This window comes from Aeromicrobium marinum DSM 15272, from assembly GCF_000160775.2.
Lineage (GTDB): Bacteria > Actinomycetota > Actinomycetes > Propionibacteriales > Nocardioidaceae > Aeromicrobium > Aeromicrobium marinum.
In genome coordinates, this window is sequence record NZ_CM001024.1 from 430,707 (window position 1) to 445,746 (window position 15,040).

The following is a 15,040-nucleotide window of genomic DNA, read 5'->3' on the forward strand; positions in this document are numbered from 1 at the left end:
GGCCGTAGCGTCACCGCCACGATGAGCACACCGCATCCCTGGGCAGGCGGCCCCCACCCATGGCGCGCCTACCGGGACGCCTACCCCCACGTGAACGTCTACTGGCGCGACCTCGGCCGAGGCATCCGAGCCCGCACCGACGGCGTCTCCAAGGTCTGGCAGTCCACCAAGACCCTGCAGGTCGAACGCCGGTGCGCCGCCCGCCACGAGCAGGAGCACCTCGACGCCGGCCACGACGGGTGCGTCGGCGGAACCATGGAAGCCCGCATCAGGTTCCGCGCCGCCCAGTGGCTCTGCCCCGACCCCCGCAAGGTCGCCGACGCGATCATCTGGGCCGGCGGCGACAAGATCCAGGCAGCCGACCACCTCTGGCTCGACGTCCCCACGTTCGAGGCCCGCGTCGACCCTCGGTTCATGCACATCGCCGAACGCCGCCTCATCAGCCAGCTGGTACGCGACGAACAGCAGCACCCCTGAGAACTGTCGGCGGTCACCCCTAGCGTCAGTGACATGAGCACCGCAACGACTGACACCACCATCACCGACCGCGAACGCGCCATCCTCGCGCTCGAGCAGAAGTGGTTCCAGTACGCCGGCGCCAAGGAACAGGTCATCCGCGAGACGTTCGGCGTCTCCGCGACGCGTTACTACAGCGAGCTCAACCGTCTGATGGACCAGCCGGCGGCTCTCGCGCATGACCCGCTCACCGTCAAGCGGCTGCAGCGGCTCCGCGCCGACCGTGCACGTGCTCGTTCGGCCAAGCGACTCAGCATCGACGTGTAGCCTGCCTCATGGCCAGTTCGCTCCGGCCGGTACCTGAGACCCCACCTCGCGCGGTCCTGTACCTGCGTCAGTCTGTCTCGCGTGACGACTCGATCAGCCTCGCTCTGCAGGAAGCCGCATGCCGGCAGCACGCCGTCCAGAACGGGTACCAGGTCGTCGCCGTTGAGTCAGACCCTGGCGTGTCCGGGCGGACGTGGCAGCGGCCAGCCGTGCAGCGGACGATCGCGATGGTCGAGGACGGCCAGGCCGACGTCATCGTCCTCTGGCGGTGGAGCCGCCTCAGCCGGTCGCGGCGGGACTGGGCGATCGCCGCGGACAAGGTCGACGTCGCCGGCGGACGCATCGAGTCAGCGACCGAGGCCGTCGACGTCACCACTGCGACCGGGCGCCTCGCCCGTGGGGTGTTGACGGAGTTCGCGGCGTTCGAGTCCGACCGCATAGGAGAGGTGTGGAAGGAGGTCCACGCGTCCCGGGTGCAGCGCGGTCTCGTGCCCAACGGCAACCGCCGGTTCGGGTACACCCTCAACCGTGAGACCCGGATCCACGAGCCGCACCCGCTCGAGGCGCCCGCCGTCGTGACCGCGTACGAACGGGCCGCAGCGGGGGAGTCGCCCCGCACGATCGCCGAGGCGCTCAACAACCGCGGCTTCCGCACCGTGAAGGAGGGCCCCTGGTCGGACACCACCCTGACCAGGTTCCTCGACCAGGGCTTCGCGGCCGGCCGCATCGTGTGGAAGGGCGACGTCTACCCGGGCGCCCACGAACCGCTCATCACCACCGAGCTGTGGCAGGCCTACACCGACCGGCGAGCACAACGCCTCACCGTCCCGCCGAGGACCAAGCGGTCCCCCTACCTGCTGTCCGGGATGGTGAAGTGCGGCCGCTGCGGCGGGCCGATGACAGGGAGCACGGTGACGTTCGGGCCGCAGTTCCGCTGCCGGCGGCGCGCGGCGTACGGGCGCGAGCACGGGTGCACCGGTGGGGCGGTGCAGATGTGGGTCGTGGAGGAGAAGGTCCGCGAGTGGGTGACGGCGTTCGCGGCGCAGGTCGATGACGCGACCGAGCGGGCGGCGTCGACGTTGGCGGCGCAAGTCACGGCCGAGGGGGAGGAGACCCGTCTCGCGGCCGCTGTGGTCCGGGTGGAGGGCTCACTGCGGAGACTGACGGTGCAGCTGGCTGACGGGCTCGTCCCGGCTGAGGCCTACACCGAGGCGAGGGATGAGCTGATGGGCCGCCGGCAGGTGCTGGTGGATCAGCTCGAGGAGGCGTCACGGGCGGTCCGGGCGGCGGGTGTCGACCAGGTCGCGATCGCGCAGCGCCTGGTCGATCAGTGGGATCGGCTGCCGTTCGATGTGCTGCGGACGACGCTGCGGGATCTGGTCGACCGGGTCGAGGTCGAGACTGCCCGGGCGAGCGGTGTGGGTGGCCGCGGTGGGGTGTCTCGTGCGAAGGTGACGGTGTTCGAGAAGGCCTGAAACGGCGGTGTGTCTTTGCCCTGCCATGTCCGACGACGTGTCGGGCCTCATGGCCGCCTGCCGGTCGGCCAACCACGGCCGGGTCGACGAGATCGACGACCACCTGCTGGAGGTCGAACCCGACCTGCGGCTGCTCACCGGGCTGCCGCGCGGCGACATGTGGTCGCACGTGCGCACCGGGGCGCTCGAGATCGTCCTCCAGCGGTTGCGCGCGACCCACGAGGTGGTCGTGGCCGACACCGGCGCCTGTCTGGAGGCGGGCGACGCCGGGCCCGCACGGTCACGCAACCAGGCGGCCCTGCACCTGGTCGGCGAGGCCGACGAGCTGGTGGTGGTGGGCCGCGCGGACCCGGTCGGACTGGCCCGGCTGGTGCGCGGCCTGGCCGAGCTGGCCGAGGTCGCCGGCCGCCTCACCCCCACCGTGGTGGTGAACCAGATGCGTCCGTCGCTGGGGTGGTCCGAGAGCGAGGTGAGGGACACGCTGGACCGGCTCGCCGGGGTCGAGCCGGTCGCCTTCCTCCCGTGGGACCAGACCGGGCTGGACGCTGCGGCGATGCGGGGCACGACCCCGCGCTCGGCAGCTCCGGGATCGCCGTTCGTCGCCCGGATCGAGACCGTCGTCTCAGCACTGCTGACCGAGAGGGCGGTGATACCCTCGCCACGACCTGTGTGAGGAGACGCATGCAACGGCTGAGCCCTCTGGACGCGACCTTCCTGTACAAGGACAGCGCCAACGTCCCCCGGCAGATCGCGTCCCTCGCCATCGTCGAGGGCGGTGACACGCCGCTGGACTACGACCGGCTGATCCAGGTCATCAACGAGCGCATCGACCTGGTGCCGCGGTACCGCCAGGTGGCCCGTCGGGTCCCCGGGGCGCTCGGCACCCCGGTGTGGGTCGACGACGAGCACTTCGACATCACGCTGCACGTGCGACGCTCGGCCCTGCCGAAGCCGGGCACGCGTGCGTCCCTCAACGAGCTGGTCGGCCGGCTCGTGGCCCGTCGCCTCGACCTCGACCGACCCCTGTGGGAGCTGTACCTCGTCGAGGGTCTGGAGTCCGGTCGGACCGCCCTGCTGTTCAAAGCCCACCAGGCGCTCGTCGACGGCTCGGAGACGGTCGACCTCGCCCAGGTGCTGCTGGAGGAGGTCGCCCATGCCCGCGACATCCCCCACGAGGAGTGGACCGCCCGCACCCAGCCGGGCGTGACCCGCCTGGTCGGCGGTTCGGTGGGGCTCAACCTGTCCCGTCCCACCGAGGCGCTGCGGATCGCCGAGATCAACGCCGGTCGCGCGCTGCGCCGGATGCCACGCATGGGCCGCAGTCCGCAGACGCCGTCCGGCGTGCTGTCCGCCACGCTGTCGCGGCACCGCCGTTTCGCCACCCTGGCCGCTCCCTTCGAGGACTTCCGGCGGGTGCGCGAGCACCACGGCGGCACGGTCAACGACGTCATCCTGGCCTCGATCGCCGGAGGCCTGCGGGGGTGGATGCTGACCCGCGCGGAGCCGGTCACGCCCAAGACGAGCTTTCGGGCCATGGTGCCGATGTCGGTCGTCTCCGACGGACTCCCCACCTCACTGGGGTCGAAGGTGCGGGGGCACCTGCTGTCGCTGCCGGTGGGTGAGTCCAACCCGGTGGTCCGCCTGCACCAGGTCTCGTACGCGTTGAAGGACCACCGCGAGACCGGCTCGGCGGTGGCCGCCAACGAGCTGGCCAACCTGCCGGGCTTCGCGACCTCGACCTTCCACGCCGTGGGCGCACGGGTGGCGTTGGCGGAGTCCGGTCGCGACCACCACATCACGATCACGAACGTCCCCGGTCCGCAGGACCCGGTGTACATGGCCGGGCGGGAGCTGCACGAGGTCTACCCGTGCATCCCGCTCACCGGTCACCGGGCGGTGTCGATCGGGGTCACCTCGTACCACGGGCAGGTGTTCTTCGGCATCGTCGCCGACCGTGACGCCGTGCCGGACGTCGACGTCCTGGCGCAGTGCATCGAGGAGGCGCTCGTCGAGCTGGTCGACACCTGCGAGACATCGCGCCGCCAGGCCCCTCGGGGTCGCAAGCGTCCGGACCGCGGCAGCTCGCGGTGAGGGTCTACCTCGGGCTCGATGCCGCAGCCCTCGACCGGTTGGCGGCGGGTGAGCCCGTGCTCGCCGAGCAGTTCGTCCCGGCCAGCGAGGACGAGGAGGACGAGCTGGCCGCGCTGGAGGTCGCTGCCGAGCACGGAGAGGTCGCGGTGGCTGCCGAGGTCGACGCCGAGGACGACCCGGTGCTGCTGGCCCGGGTGGCCGCGTTCCACGTCGACCTCGACGGCAGCGGGCACCTCGCCTGGTACGCCGCCGACGAGATCGTCGCCGTGCGGGCCCTGCTGTCCTGAAAGTACGATGGGGCGGTGAGCTCGTCCCGTCCGTCGTCGCGCGGCAACCCCTCGATGGGCGACATCCTGCGGTCGGTCGCCGTGATGGGCGGCATCGTGCTGGCCCTGTGGGTCGCCGGTCTGACCCTGACCCGGACCCCCGAGACCGCCGTGCGGCCCGTCGACTACGAACCGATCGCCCAGAGCGCGCGCCAGGTGGTCGAGTACCCCCTGCTGTCGCCGGGCACGCTGCCGGACGGCTGGCTGGCCAACGGGGCGCGGTTCTCGCCCGGGCCCGACCAGCTGTGGCACCTGGGGGTGCTGACCGACCAGGAGCGCTACATCGGCCTGGAGCAGTCCACCCTGCCCGCCGACGAGATGGTCGAGCGGTTCGCGGAGGGCAGCGAGCCCGACGGCACGATCGAGGTGGGGGACCGGGTCTGGGAGCTGCGCTCGGGTCCGGACGACCGGATCACCCTGGTCGACGAGACCGATGGGGCGACGACCCTCGTCACCACCGGCACGGCGCCGATCGGCGACGTGCGGCGCTACGTGGCGCTGTTGTCGGCCGGCTGATCGTCCGAGGTCGGGTCGACGGCTGCCAGCCTCGCCCGTGCCCCGTCGAGCCACTGCTGGCAGACGCGGGCGAGCTCCTCGCCGCGCTCCCACAGCGCCAACGACTCCGCCAGCGAGGTGCCCCCGGTCTCGAGCCGGCTGACCGTGGCGATCAGCTCGTCGCGGGCCTCCTCGTAGGGGATCTGCGGGTCGTCAGCCATGGGTCTCCTCCTGCACGGACTGCCGGGCGGCCAGGACCTGGCCGTCGGCGAGTCGGACGGTGAACTGCTCGGGGACGTCGTGCACCGAGGTCAGCACGGTGCCGTCGTCGGACTGGGCGACGGCGTAGCCGCGCTGAAGGGTGGCCAGCGGTGACAGGCCGCGCACCCGGGCGAGGTGGTGGCCGATCTCGTCAGCGGCCCGGTCGAGCCGGCGCAGGACGGCCTGGCGCCCACGATCGCGGGCGGTGAGCACGGCGGCGGTCTGCTCGTCGACGACGGTCGTGGGGCGCGCCAGCACCGGGCGGCTGCGGCACGAGTCGAGGCCGGCCTGCTGCTGGGCGATCATCTGCCGCACGGCGGTGGCCGCCCGGTCGCGCAGCACGGCGACGGCGACCGCCTCCTCGCGGGCATCGGGGACCACGCGCTTGGCGGCGTCGGTGGGGGTGGAGGCCCGGACGTCGGCGACGAGGTCGAGGATCGGCGTGTCCGGCTCGTGGCCGATGGCGCTGACCACGGGGGTGCGGCACGCCGCGACGGCCCGCACGAGCGCCTCGTCGGAGAACGGCAGGAGGTCCTCGACCGAGCCGCCGCCGCGGGCGATGACGATGACGTCGACGTCGGGGTGGGCGTCGAGCTCGGCGACGGCCGCGATGACGGCGCGGGCGGAGCCGGCCCCCTGGACGAGGACGTGCCGGACCTCGAACCGCACGGCCGGCCACCGCAGCCGGGCGTTCTGCAGGACGTCACGCTCGGCGGCGGAGTCGCGGCCGGTGATCAGCCCGACGGCACCGGGCAGCAGGGGCAGCGGGTGCTTCAGCCGGCTGTCGAACAGGCCCTCGGCGGCGAGCAGCTGCTTGCGGCGTTCGAGCTGGGCCAGCAGCTCGCCCTCACCGGCGGGACGGATCTCGCGGATGTCGAGCGCCAGGCTGCCGTTGGGCTCGTAGAACGACGGCCGGGCGTGGACCACGACGCGTGCGCCGGCCGTCACCGGCGCGGCCGCCGCGTCGAGCACCGACGCGTGGCACTTGGCGGAGACGGAGATCTTGGCCTCGAGGTCGCGCAGCACGAGGAAGCAGATGCCGGGCCGCCGGTTGAGCTGGGCGACCTCGGCCTCGACCCACACCGCACCGAGGCGGCCGATGTAGCCGCCGATCAGCTGGGAGACCTGACGCAGCGGCGCCGGTGCGTCCGGGCTGGTGTCGAGGGCCATGCGGTTCACCCTAGGGTGCGGCGCAGACACGGTCGTTAGGATGGGGACATGTCCTCCACGGTCGACCTCGGGATGCCGCCCCTCGGCGGCTCCGTCCTCCTCGCCGACCCCCGCGGCTACTGCGCCGGCGTCGATCGGGCGGTGATCACCGTCGAGAAGGCGCTCGACCTGTACGGCGCACCGGTCTACGTGCGCAAGCAGATCGTGCACAACAAGCACGTCGTCAACGACCTCGCCGCCCGGGGCGCGATCTTCGTCGAGGAGCTCGACGAGGTGCCCGAGGGTGCCACGGTCGTGTTCAGCGCCCACGGGGTGTCGCCGATGGTGCACGCCGAGGCCGCCGAGCGCGAGCTGAAGACCATCGACGCCACGTGCCCGCTCGTCACGAAGGTGCACCACGAGGCCCGCCGCTTCGCCCAGGAGGGCAAGCAGATCCTGCTGATCGGCCACGAGGGTCACGAGGAGGTCGAGGGAACAGCCGGCGAGGCACCCGAGCACATCACCCTCGTCGAGCACCCCGACGACGTCGACGCCCTGGAGTTTCCCGAGGGCACGGCCCTGTCGTGGCTCTCGCAGACCACGCTCAGCGTCGACGAGACCATGGAGACGGTGCGCCGGTTGCGTGAGAAGTTCCCCCAGCTGGAGGACCCGCCGTCCGACGACATCTGCTACGCCACGCAGAACCGGCAGGTGGCGGTCAAGGAGATCGCCAAGGACGCCGACCTGGTGATCGTGGTGGGCTCGGCCAACAGCTCCAACTCGGTGCGACTCGTCGAGGTCGCCCTGGAGGCCGGTGCCGCCGCCTCGTACCGCGTCGACGACATCAGCGAGATCGACGAGGCCTGGCTGGAGGGCGTCACGACCGTCGGCGTCACCTCGGGCGCCTCGGTGCCCGACGACCTGGTGCAGGACGTGCTCGGCTACCTCGCCGAGCGGGGCATCGGTGACGCCCGGGCCATCCGCACCGCCGACGAGAGCCTGATCTTCGCGCTGCCCCCCGAGCTCCGCCGCGACATGAAGGCCGCCGGCCGGCTCTGAGCCCCTCGGGCGAAGTGGTTCAGGCCTCGGGGTCGGTGCGCAGGCGCACGAGGATCACGGCGACGGCAGCGGCCGAGCCGGCGATCAGCGTCACGCCGCGGTCGATGACCGCGGCCAGCCAGCGACCCGGCGCTCCGGTGGTGTCGGCCAGTCCCGGCACGACGATCGCGTCACCGGCGACCACGGCCACGACCGCCAGGGATCCCAGCATCAGCCCGGCCGGCAGCAGCCCCGCGGCGAACAGGCTGCGGTGGCGGACGCCGAGGGCGACCGCGAGGCTGACGCCGATGAACCCGGCCGAGTACATCCAGCCGAGGCGGCCGTCGAGCAGGTCCGCGACGAGGACGAGACCGAGCGCGACGCAGGCCAGGCGGGCCGCGTGGGGGGCGTCGAGGTCGCGCCGCGCCCAGGCGGCCGGCGACAGGATCCCCGTGGCGGCCATGGTCCGACCCTAGTCCCGGGATGCCAGCGATTCCCGGCACCACGCCCTGCGGTCGGAGCAGCTCAGCCCGGCGAACCGCCGGCGATCTCGTAGTTCCAGACCTCGCTGTGCGTCGACACCGGCTTGGGCGCCTCGCCGCCGGCACGCTCGACGGCCGAGCGGTGCCCCTCGGCGAACGACGGCGACGCGACCCAGGCCTGGAACGAGTCCTCGTCGCGCCAGCGGGTGACCACGAGCCACTGGTCACGGTCGTCGGTGGGCTTGAGCAGCTCGAAGCCCTCGAAGCCCTCGGCGCCGTCGACGGCCCCGGCACGGGCCGCGAACCGGTGCGCGAGCTCGTCCCCGGAACCGGCGGGCACGGTGATGGCGTTGATCTTGATGACGGTCATGTCCCGAGTCTGACACCTGATAGGAACGGACCGTGACGGTGATCGAGACCGAACGACTCCTGCTGCGGGACTTCACCGCCGCCGACGCCGACTTCGTCCTCGACCTGTTCGGACGTCTCGAGGTGGCGCGGTGGAGCGGCGACGGTCGGCCGCTGACCCGCCGGGACGAGGCGGTCGACCGCATCGCGGGGTACCGGGCCCGCGCCGGGGACCACCCGGCTGCGGCGATCCGCCTGGTCGAGCTCGAGGACGGCCGCGCGCCCGTCGGGATGGTGCTGGTGGTGCCGATCCCGCCCAGTCGGGGCCGCGACGGCGGCGACCACGAGGTCGGGTGGCACGTCCTGCCCGACGCCTGGGGGCACGGCTACGCGACGGAGGCGGCGACCGCGTTGGTCGACCGGGCGTTCACCGCCGGGCTGCCCGAGGTCCATGCCGTGACCCACCCGGACAACCTGCGCTCGCAGGCCGTCTGCCGACGCCTCGGCATGGCCGACCTGGGTCTCTGTGACTGCTGGTACGACCGGGAGCTGCGGGCGTTCCGGCTCCGGCGGCCGTAGTCCCACGGTGACGCGGTGTCCTACCGTGGACGCATGCGACGCACCCTGCCCGCCACCCTGTTCCTCCTCGGCGCGATCGCGGCTGTCGTCAGTGGGCTGACCTCCGGCGACGCCGCGACCGCGACGGTGCTGGCCGCTGTCCTGGCCACCGCCGGTCTGCTCGTCTCGCCGCTGCCCTTCCCGGGCTCGGCTCCCACCGCCCAGTGGCAGCGCGTCGAGGGTGCGGGCGGTGTGGTGGTGCTCTTCCGCCCCGGATGTCCCTTCTGTCTGAAGCTGAGGTTCGCGGTCTCCGGCCTGGCCGGCCGGGCCACGTGGGCCGACATCTGGGCCGACGACGCCGCGGCGGCGAGGGTCCGTGAGGCCACCGGCGGCGACGAGACCGTGCCGACGGTGCTCATCGACGGCGAGGCGCACGTCAATCCCGACCCGAGCTGGCTGCGCGCCCGGTTGGCGGCGACGAGCGCCTGAGCCGCGGCCGCTGGGCACACCGTAGGATCGTCCCTCGTGGCTCTCTCCATCGGCATCGTCGGACTCCCCAACGCAGGCAAGTCGACGCTCTTCAACGCCCTGACCAAGAACGACGTGCTCGCGGCGAACTACCCGTTCGCGACGATCGAGCCGAACGTGGGCGTGGTGGGGGTGCCCGACTCGCGGTTGGCCGCGCTCGCCGAGATCTTCGGGTCCGAGAAGATCCTGCCCGCCACGGTGCAGTTCGTCGACATCGCCGGCATCGTCCGGGGCGCGTCCGAGGGCGAGGGGATGGGCAACAAGTTCCTGTCGCACATCCGCGAGTCCGACGCGATCTGCCAGGTGACGCGGGTGTTCCGCGACGAGGACGTGACCCACGTCGACGGCGACGTCAACCCGGCCAACGACATCGAGACGATCTCGATCGAGCTGGTGCTGGCCGACCTGCAGACGGTCGACAACGCGCTGCCCCGGCTGGACAAGGAGTCCCGCAAGGACAAGTCGCTCGTGCCGGTGCTCGACGAGGTCACGAAGGCCAAGGCCGCGCTCGAGGCCGGCGACGGAGTGCTGAACGCCGGGCTCGACCTGGCCCTGCTGCGCGACCTGCACCTGATGACCTCCAAGCGGTTCATCTACGTGTTCAACTGCGACGCCGAGGAGCTGAACGACGACGAGCTCAAGGGCCGTATGCGCGACCTGGTGGCCCCGGCCGAGGCGATCTTCCTCGACGCCCGCGCCGAGGCCGAGCTGGTCGAGCTGGGCGACGACGAGGACGCCGAGCAGATGCGCGCCGAGATGCTGGCCGACATGGGGGTCGAGGAGCCGGGCCTGGACGCGCTCGCCCGGGTCGGGTTCGACACCCTGGGCCTGCAGACGTACCTCACGGCCGGCCCCAAGGAGTCGCGGGCGTGGACCATCCCGAAGGGCGCCACCGCCCCCCAGGCCGCCGGTGTCATCCACACCGACTTCGAGCGCGGCTTCATCAAGGCCGAGATCGTGTCGTTCGACGACCTGGTCGAGGCGGGATCCATGGCGGCCGCCAAGAGCGTCGGCAAGGTGCGCATGGAGGGCAAGGACTACGTGATGGCCGACGGCGACGTGGTGGAGTTCCGCTTCAACGTGTAGTCGGTGCGGTCCGGCCCGTCAGCTCGGCGGGCGCGGCCGCTTCCCCCAGCTCGATGTCGCGGAGCACCGCCTGGATCTCGCGGTGGCTTCGGGTCCGGCGATCGAGACCGGGGTTGAGCACGCCCCGGAGCACCGAGTAGACGCTCCACCGCCGCGGCGCGATGATCCGGGCCGCGCGACGTTCGATGCCGTCGGCGATCGCCTGACCGGCGACGGCGGGCTGCAGACGCTTGCGGAGGAAGCCGGGGAAGGTGGCCTCGAAGCGTTGCGCCATGGTGCTGGCGAACCCCTCGCGGACCATGGCGGTGTCGATGAAGCCGAAGTACGCCACGCTGGCAGAGGCGCCGTGCTGCGCCAGCTCGCCGCGCAGCGCCCGACCGAACTGCTCGACCGCAGCCTTCGACATCGCGTACGGCGCCATCAGGACACCGTTGACGAACGCGTAGACCGAGGCCACGACCACGACATGACCGCCGTGGGCGACGATGTGGGGCAGGGCGGGCTTCACCGTGCGGTACACGCCGAGGGCGTTGACCTCCAGCACCCGCTCGAACTCCTCCGCGCCCATGGAGTGGGTCGTGTTGGGTGCCGGAGCGATGCCCGCGTTGGCCACGACGATGTCGAGGCGGCCGAACCGCTCGACCACTCGGTCGACGACGGCGGCCATGGCGGCCGCGTCGGTCACGTCGGCGGACAGCCCGACGACGTCCGGTCCCAGCCGAGCGGCCGAGGCGCTGGTGTCCTGGGGGTCGAGGTCGACCAGGGCGATCCTGGCGCCACGCTCGTGCAGGTGGCGCGCGGTCTCGTAGCCGATGCCGCGTGCGCCGCCGGTGATCAGGGCGACCTTGCCCTTCACGGAGAAGCTGCTCATGGGTTCATCACTTTCTGTCGGGCGTGAGGCGTCACGCCGGGGGACTGCAGGAGGAAGGCGACCTGGTCGGACAGCGCCTGTTGCTGCCAGGGGCCGTCGTACACGTCGAAGTGGTCGATCGGGTAGGTGTGGGTCCGGGCGTACGTCCCCGCTGCTGCGGCCCGGGCCGCCGCACGGGGCGGGGCGACCGTGTCGTGCTCGCCGATCTGGACCAGCAACGGTGATCGCACGCGTGCGGCGAACCGTGCCGGCCGGTTGAACGCGACCTCGAGGGTGGTCCGGGCGCACACCTCGTTGCGCCACGTGGGACCGGCGACCGCGAGGTAGCCCGTGAGCGCGCCCGGTGCCGTGATGACGGCCACCGACGCCGGCTCCCCGACGACCGCGAGATGGTGTGGGCTGCGTCGGGTCAGCAGACGGCCGACATCGATGAGCCCGTGTCCCACCAGGACGGCGAGGCTGCGCGGACCGCGGTGCCTCACCATGGCGAGCAGGGCGGCCGAGCCGTCGACGGCCGGTGTCATGGAGACGACCGCCGCGATCCGGTGGTCCTTCGCCGCCACGGCGAGGACGTGGCCGCCTGAGTACGACGTGCCCCAGAGCACGATGCGGTCGGCGTCGACACCGTCGATGCCACGGGCGGCGGCGACGGCTGCGCGGTAGTCGGCGCGTTGACGCCGGAACGAGATGTGCTGGCGGGGAGCGCCGTCGGAGTCGCCGAAGCCCCGGTAGTCGAAGAGCAGCACGTCCAGGCCGGCCCGCGCGAACCCCTCGGCGTAGCCCGCCAGGCCGGTGTCACGCGTACCGCCGAACCCGTGGGCCATCACGACGCACGGGCGGCCGTCGGCGGTGCTGAGCGCGTCACTCGTCGCGGTGAAGTGCCAGGCGCGACAGGTGACGCCGTGGCTCGTGAAGGAGACGTCCTGCCGCCGGGTCATGCGACCGGCACCTCGTCGGCCGCACGGGCGACGTCGAACCGCACGGCGCCGTCGTCGACGGGATCCTGCAGGAGGACCTGGCTGTCGCGGCCGTAGTGCATCAGGACCTTCCACGGCTCGCCCCTGCCCTGACGGGGGAGCGTCTCCTTGGCTCGTTGCACGTAGCCCGACCGCAGCATGTCGAGCATGCCCTCGTCGAGCGCCGAGCCGTCGGCGTCGTGGGGGGTGGCGACCGTGAGGCCGTGCTCGTCCATGTGGGCGAACAGACGGCAGAGGTACCGCCCGGCGATGTCGGACTTCAACGTCCAGGGCGCGTTGGTGTAGCCGAAGATCCAGGCGAGGTTCGGGATGCCCTCGATCAGGACGCCTTTGTACGTGAGGTGGTCGTGCAGCGCGCGACGGTCGCCGTCGACGAACAGCTCCATGCCGCCGAGCATCTGGACGTTGAGACCGGTGGCCGTGACGACGATGTCCGCCTCCAGCCGTGCGCCCGACCTCAGGAGGATGCCGTCCTCGGTGAAGGTGTCGATGTGGTCGGTCACGACCGAGGCGTCGCCCGCGGCCAGCACCGCGAAGAGGTCGCCGTCCGGCACGGCGCAGAGGCGCTCGTCCCACGGCATGTACTCCGGGGTGAAGTGGCGCATGTCGACCGACGGCCCGACCTTGCGTCGCACCTGGGACAGCAGGAATCGCCGCGTTTGTCGGGGCCACCGCCGGCACGCCCGGTACATCCAGTTCTGGATGGCGATGTTGCGCCGGCGGCCGAGCTCGAAGACCCACCGGTCGGGCAGCACGTGGCACAGCGCCCGGGAGATCTTGTCGAGGGCCGGCAGGGCGAAGACGTAGGAGGGTGACCGTTGCAGCATCGTCACGTGCTCGGCCCGGTCCGCCATCGCGGGGACGAGGGTCACGGCCGTGGCGCCGCTGCCGATGACCACGACTCGCTTGCCGGTGTGGTCGAGGTCCTCGGGCCAGTGCTGCGGGTGGACCGTCCGGCCCGTGAACGCCTCGATGCCCGGGAACGTCGGGAGGTGGCCGGCGTCGTAGTCGTAGTAGCCGGTGCAGCTGATGAGGAAGTCGGCGGCGAACGTGCGGACCTCGCCGGACGCCTCGTGCACGGCCGTCACGGTCCAGCGCGCCTCCGCGGTGGAGAACTCCGCGGTGGTGGTCCTGAGGCCGTAGTGGATCTTCTCGTCGACCCCGTACTCCGCGGCCGTGTCGGCGATGTAGTCACGGATCGACGCGCCGTCGGCCAGGACCTTGACGTCGTGCCACGGGCGGAACTTGTAGCCGAAGGTGAGCATGTCGGAGTCGGAGCGGACACCCGGGTACCGGAACAGGTCCCAGGTGCCGCCGAGGCGGTCGCGGCGCTCGAGGATGGCGATCTCGCGCTCGGGGAAGGCCTGCTGGATCTGGCACGCGGTACCGATGCCGGACAGCCCGGCGCCGATGATCAGGGTGTCGAAGTGCTGGGTGTTCATGGCTTCCTCACGTTCGCTCGGCCTGCACGTGCAGGGTTCCTTCCCCCACACTGCGGGCTCGGTGCCGCCCTGGTCTTGACAGGCTGCGACATACTTTTGTCATTTCGCGACAGGAGGTCCACGGTGGGAAGCCTGCTCCGTGCCAGCGCGCTGTGGGGCTACGACGAGCTGGTCACCCAGCTGGGCGGGGACCCGGCGGCGCTGAGGAGCAGGTTCGGGATCGAACCCGGCGTCGAGACGCAGCCCGAGGGCTTCGTGTCCGTCCGCGGATACGTCCGACTGCTGGAGACCACGGCAGCCGAGCTGGACTGTCCGGACCTGGGCCTGCGGCTGTCGGGGTGGCAGGGCCTGGACATGCTCGGACCCGTGGCGGTCATCGCGCGGAACAATCCGACCGTCCAGGAGGCGCTCGGGGCGATCGCCCGCTACCTCTACGCGCACTCACCGGCGCTGCGCATGGAGGCCTTTGCCGGCGAGGGTCCCCACCTGCGCTTCGAGTACGAGGTCGACGAACCGTTCCTCGACGACCTCCGTCAGTCCTATGAGGTGAGCATGGGGATCGTGGTCCAGATCCTGCGTCTGCTGGGAGGCAGCGGTCCGATCGCCGTCTCCTTCACGCACCAGCAGACTGCGCCGGACGCCGCCTACGAGCGCGTGCTCGGCTGCCCCGTCAGGTTCGGGCAGGCGTGGTGCGGCTTCGAGGTGAGCCCGGAGCTGGCGGCCCGGCCCATCGACACCGCCCACCCGGAGACGCAGCGCATCGCCGTGATGTACCTGGAGTCCCGGTACCCCGTGGGGACGGCGACCCTGGCTGAACGCACCAGCGAACTGGCCCGCCGGTTGCTGATGACCGGCAGCTGCACGATCGACTCCATCGCCGATCAGCTGAACCTGCACCCGCGGACCCTTCAGCGCCAGCTCGCCCGCGAGGGCGTCCGGTGCCAGGACCTGATCGAGAGCGCCCGGAAGGACCAGGCAGCCCACTACCTGGCCCAGCCGGGCCTGCACCTCAGCCAGGTCGCCGCTCTGCTCGGCTACGCCGAGCAGAGCTCCTTGAACCGGTCGTGCCGTCGATGGTTCGGTCAGACGCCGTCGCAGGTCCGGGCCGGCCTGCGCGGTCCGGGTTGAGC

General features: G+C 71.8%; 19 protein-coding genes. 12 read left to right on the top strand and 7 right to left on the bottom strand.

Annotated elements, in window-relative coordinates; all coding sequences use genetic code 11:
• Positions 1 to 21: 21 nt before the first annotated feature.
• From HMPREF0063_RS15580 to HMPREF0063_RS15585, 7 genes are read left to right on the top strand one after another with little or no spacing between them, the layout of a single operon-like run.
• Positions 22 to 477: a hypothetical protein gene (locus tag HMPREF0063_RS15580; protein WP_156794020.1), complete on the top strand. Its 456-nt coding sequence runs from the start codon at positions 22 to 24 to the stop codon at positions 475 to 477.
• A gap of 33 nt (positions 478 to 510) precedes the next feature.
• Positions 511 to 783: a DUF3263 domain-containing protein gene (locus tag HMPREF0063_RS02360; RefSeq protein WP_007077046.1), complete on the top strand. Its 273-nt coding sequence runs from the start codon at positions 511 to 513 to the stop codon at positions 781 to 783.
• An 8-nt stretch (positions 784 to 791) separates the two neighbouring features.
• Positions 792 to 2,258 carry a recombinase family protein gene (locus tag HMPREF0063_RS02365; RefSeq protein ID WP_007077047.1) on the top strand — a complete coding sequence of 489 codons (1,467 nt, stop codon included), beginning with the start codon at positions 792 to 794 and terminating at the stop codon, positions 2,256 to 2,258.
• 25 nt (positions 2,259 to 2,283) lie between these two features.
• Positions 2,284 to 2,931 carry a CpaE/TadZ family protein gene (locus HMPREF0063_RS02370; RefSeq protein WP_007077048.1) on the top strand — a complete coding sequence of 216 codons (648 nt, stop codon included), beginning with the start codon at positions 2,284 to 2,286 and terminating at the stop codon, positions 2,929 to 2,931.
• Between the two features lie 8 nt (positions 2,932 to 2,939).
• Complete coding sequence (locus tag HMPREF0063_RS02375; RefSeq protein ID WP_007077049.1) at positions 2,940 to 4,349, top strand: WS/DGAT/MGAT family O-acyltransferase; 1,410 nt, start codon at positions 2,940 to 2,942, stop codon at positions 4,347 to 4,349.
• Positions 4,346 to 4,636, top strand: coding sequence for a hypothetical protein (locus HMPREF0063_RS02380; RefSeq protein WP_007077050.1), 291 nt, complete (start codon positions 4,346 to 4,348; stop codon positions 4,634 to 4,636). The genes HMPREF0063_RS02375 and HMPREF0063_RS02380 overlap by 4 nt, the downstream gene beginning before the upstream one ends.
• 15 nt (positions 4,637 to 4,651) lie before the next feature.
• Entirely contained in the window at positions 4,652 to 5,191 is a 540-nt protein-coding gene (locus tag HMPREF0063_RS15585; RefSeq protein WP_050760889.1) for a DUF4245 domain-containing protein, read from the top strand.
• Here HMPREF0063_RS15585 and HMPREF0063_RS02390 read toward each other — a convergent pair.
• Both HMPREF0063_RS02390 and xseA read right to left on the bottom strand, forming a co-directional pair.
• Entirely contained in the window at positions 5,164 to 5,391 is a 228-nt protein-coding gene (locus HMPREF0063_RS02390; protein ID WP_007077052.1) for an exodeoxyribonuclease VII small subunit, read from the bottom strand. The genes HMPREF0063_RS15585 and HMPREF0063_RS02390 overlap by 28 nt on opposite strands.
• Positions 5,384 to 6,601: an exodeoxyribonuclease VII large subunit gene (gene xseA, locus HMPREF0063_RS02395; protein WP_007077053.1), complete on the bottom strand. Its 1,218-nt coding sequence runs from the start codon at positions 6,599 to 6,601 to the stop codon at positions 5,384 to 5,386. Before xseA ends, HMPREF0063_RS02390 begins: the two co-directional genes overlap by 8 nt.
• A 48-nt stretch (positions 6,602 to 6,649) precedes the next feature.
• On the opposite strand from xseA, the gene HMPREF0063_RS02400 reads away from it, so the two are divergent.
• Positions 6,650 to 7,639, top strand: a complete 990-nt coding sequence (locus HMPREF0063_RS02400) for a 4-hydroxy-3-methylbut-2-enyl diphosphate reductase (protein ID WP_007077054.1) — start codon at positions 6,650 to 6,652, stop codon at positions 7,637 to 7,639.
• A 19-nt stretch (positions 7,640 to 7,658) separates the two neighbouring features.
• On the opposite strand, the gene HMPREF0063_RS02405 is transcribed toward HMPREF0063_RS02400, so the two are convergent.
• Complete coding sequence (locus HMPREF0063_RS02405) at positions 7,659 to 8,081, bottom strand: DUF6542 domain-containing protein (protein WP_007077055.1); 423 nt, start codon at positions 8,079 to 8,081, stop codon at positions 7,659 to 7,661.
• Between the two features lie 62 nt (positions 8,082 to 8,143).
• The gene (locus tag HMPREF0063_RS02410) at positions 8,144 to 8,470 is read right to left on the bottom strand and encodes an antibiotic biosynthesis monooxygenase family protein (RefSeq protein ID WP_007077056.1); all 327 of its coding nucleotides are present in this window, start codon (positions 8,468 to 8,470) and stop codon (positions 8,144 to 8,146) included.
• 32 nt (positions 8,471 to 8,502) lie between these two features.
• Between HMPREF0063_RS02410 and HMPREF0063_RS02415 the strand changes: the two genes are divergently transcribed.
• The 3 genes from HMPREF0063_RS02415 to ychF are packed head-to-tail and all read left to right on the top strand — an operon-like array spanning position 8,503 to position 10,620.
• Positions 8,503 to 9,027, top strand: coding sequence for a GNAT family N-acetyltransferase (locus tag HMPREF0063_RS02415; RefSeq protein ID WP_007077057.1), 525 nt, complete (start codon positions 8,503 to 8,505; stop codon positions 9,025 to 9,027).
• Between the two features lie 33 nt (positions 9,028 to 9,060).
• Positions 9,061 to 9,495, top strand: coding sequence for a glutaredoxin family protein (locus tag HMPREF0063_RS02420; RefSeq protein ID WP_007077058.1), 435 nt, complete (start codon positions 9,061 to 9,063; stop codon positions 9,493 to 9,495).
• A 36-nt stretch (positions 9,496 to 9,531) separates the two neighbouring features.
• Positions 9,532 to 10,620 carry a redox-regulated ATPase YchF gene (gene ychF, locus HMPREF0063_RS02425; protein ID WP_007077059.1) on the top strand — a complete coding sequence of 363 codons (1,089 nt, stop codon included), beginning with the start codon at positions 9,532 to 9,534 and terminating at the stop codon, positions 10,618 to 10,620.
• Here ychF and HMPREF0063_RS02430 read toward each other — a convergent pair.
• From HMPREF0063_RS02430 to HMPREF0063_RS02440, 3 genes are read right to left on the bottom strand one after another with little or no spacing between them, the layout of a single operon-like run.
• Positions 10,610 to 11,491 carry a short-chain dehydrogenase/reductase gene (locus HMPREF0063_RS02430; protein WP_007077060.1) on the bottom strand — a complete coding sequence of 294 codons (882 nt, stop codon included), beginning with the start codon at positions 11,489 to 11,491 and terminating at the stop codon, positions 10,610 to 10,612. The two genes, ychF and HMPREF0063_RS02430, sit on opposite strands and share 11 nt — an antisense overlap.
• Positions 11,488 to 12,429: an alpha/beta hydrolase gene (locus HMPREF0063_RS02435; protein WP_007077061.1), complete on the bottom strand. Its 942-nt coding sequence runs from the start codon at positions 12,427 to 12,429 to the stop codon at positions 11,488 to 11,490. The genes HMPREF0063_RS02430 and HMPREF0063_RS02435 overlap by 4 nt, the downstream gene beginning before the upstream one ends.
• The gene (locus HMPREF0063_RS02440) at positions 12,426 to 13,910 is read right to left on the bottom strand and encodes a flavin-containing monooxygenase (protein ID WP_007077062.1); all 1,485 of its coding nucleotides are present in this window, start codon (positions 13,908 to 13,910) and stop codon (positions 12,426 to 12,428) included. The genes HMPREF0063_RS02435 and HMPREF0063_RS02440 overlap by 4 nt, the downstream gene beginning before the upstream one ends.
• A 123-nt stretch (positions 13,911 to 14,033) precedes the next feature.
• Here HMPREF0063_RS02440 and HMPREF0063_RS02445 point away from each other — a divergent pair, with 123 nt between their 5' ends.
• Positions 14,034 to 15,038, top strand: a complete 1,005-nt coding sequence (locus HMPREF0063_RS02445; RefSeq protein WP_040320043.1) for an AraC family transcriptional regulator — start codon at positions 14,034 to 14,036, stop codon at positions 15,036 to 15,038.
• Positions 15,039 to 15,040: the final 2 nt, after the last annotated feature.

Bases quoted from the DNA above. Each gene is read 5' to 3' on its own strand.
- HMPREF0063_RS02365 (WP_007077047.1), top strand. From the start codon at position 792: ATGGCCAGTTCGCTCCGGCCGGTACCTGAGACCCCACCTCGCGCGGTC.
- HMPREF0063_RS02390 (WP_007077052.1), bottom strand. From the start codon at position 5,391: ATGGCTGACGACCCGCAGATCCCCTACGAGGAGGCCCGCGACGAGCTG.
- HMPREF0063_RS02405 (WP_007077055.1), bottom strand. From the start codon at position 8,081: ATGGCCGCCACGGGGATCCTGTCGCCGGCCGCCTGGGCGCGGCGCGAC.
- HMPREF0063_RS02410 (WP_007077056.1), bottom strand. From the start codon at position 8,470: ATGACCGTCATCAAGATCAACGCCATCACCGTGCCCGCCGGTTCCGGG.
- HMPREF0063_RS02440 (WP_007077062.1), bottom strand. From the start codon at position 13,910: ATGAACACCCAGCACTTCGACACCCTGATCATCGGCGCCGGGCTGTCC.
- HMPREF0063_RS02430 (WP_007077060.1), bottom strand. From the start codon at position 11,491: ATGAGCAGCTTCTCCGTGAAGGGCAAGGTCGCCCTGATCACCGGCGGC.
- xseA (WP_007077053.1), bottom strand. From the start codon at position 6,601: ATGGCCCTCGACACCAGCCCGGACGCACCGGCGCCGCTGCGTCAGGTC.
- HMPREF0063_RS15580 (WP_156794020.1), top strand. From the start codon at position 22: ATGAGCACACCGCATCCCTGGGCAGGCGGCCCCCACCCATGGCGCGCC.
- HMPREF0063_RS02375 (WP_007077049.1), top strand. From the start codon at position 2,940: ATGCAACGGCTGAGCCCTCTGGACGCGACCTTCCTGTACAAGGACAGC.
- HMPREF0063_RS02420 (WP_007077058.1), top strand. From the start codon at position 9,061: ATGCGACGCACCCTGCCCGCCACCCTGTTCCTCCTCGGCGCGATCGCG.
- HMPREF0063_RS02400 (WP_007077054.1), top strand. From the start codon at position 6,650: ATGTCCTCCACGGTCGACCTCGGGATGCCGCCCCTCGGCGGCTCCGTC.
- HMPREF0063_RS02435 (WP_007077061.1), bottom strand. From the start codon at position 12,429: ATGACCCGGCGGCAGGACGTCTCCTTCACGAGCCACGGCGTCACCTGT.
- HMPREF0063_RS02360 (WP_007077046.1), top strand. From the start codon at position 511: ATGAGCACCGCAACGACTGACACCACCATCACCGACCGCGAACGCGCC.
- HMPREF0063_RS02370 (WP_007077048.1), top strand. From the start codon at position 2,284: ATGTCCGACGACGTGTCGGGCCTCATGGCCGCCTGCCGGTCGGCCAAC.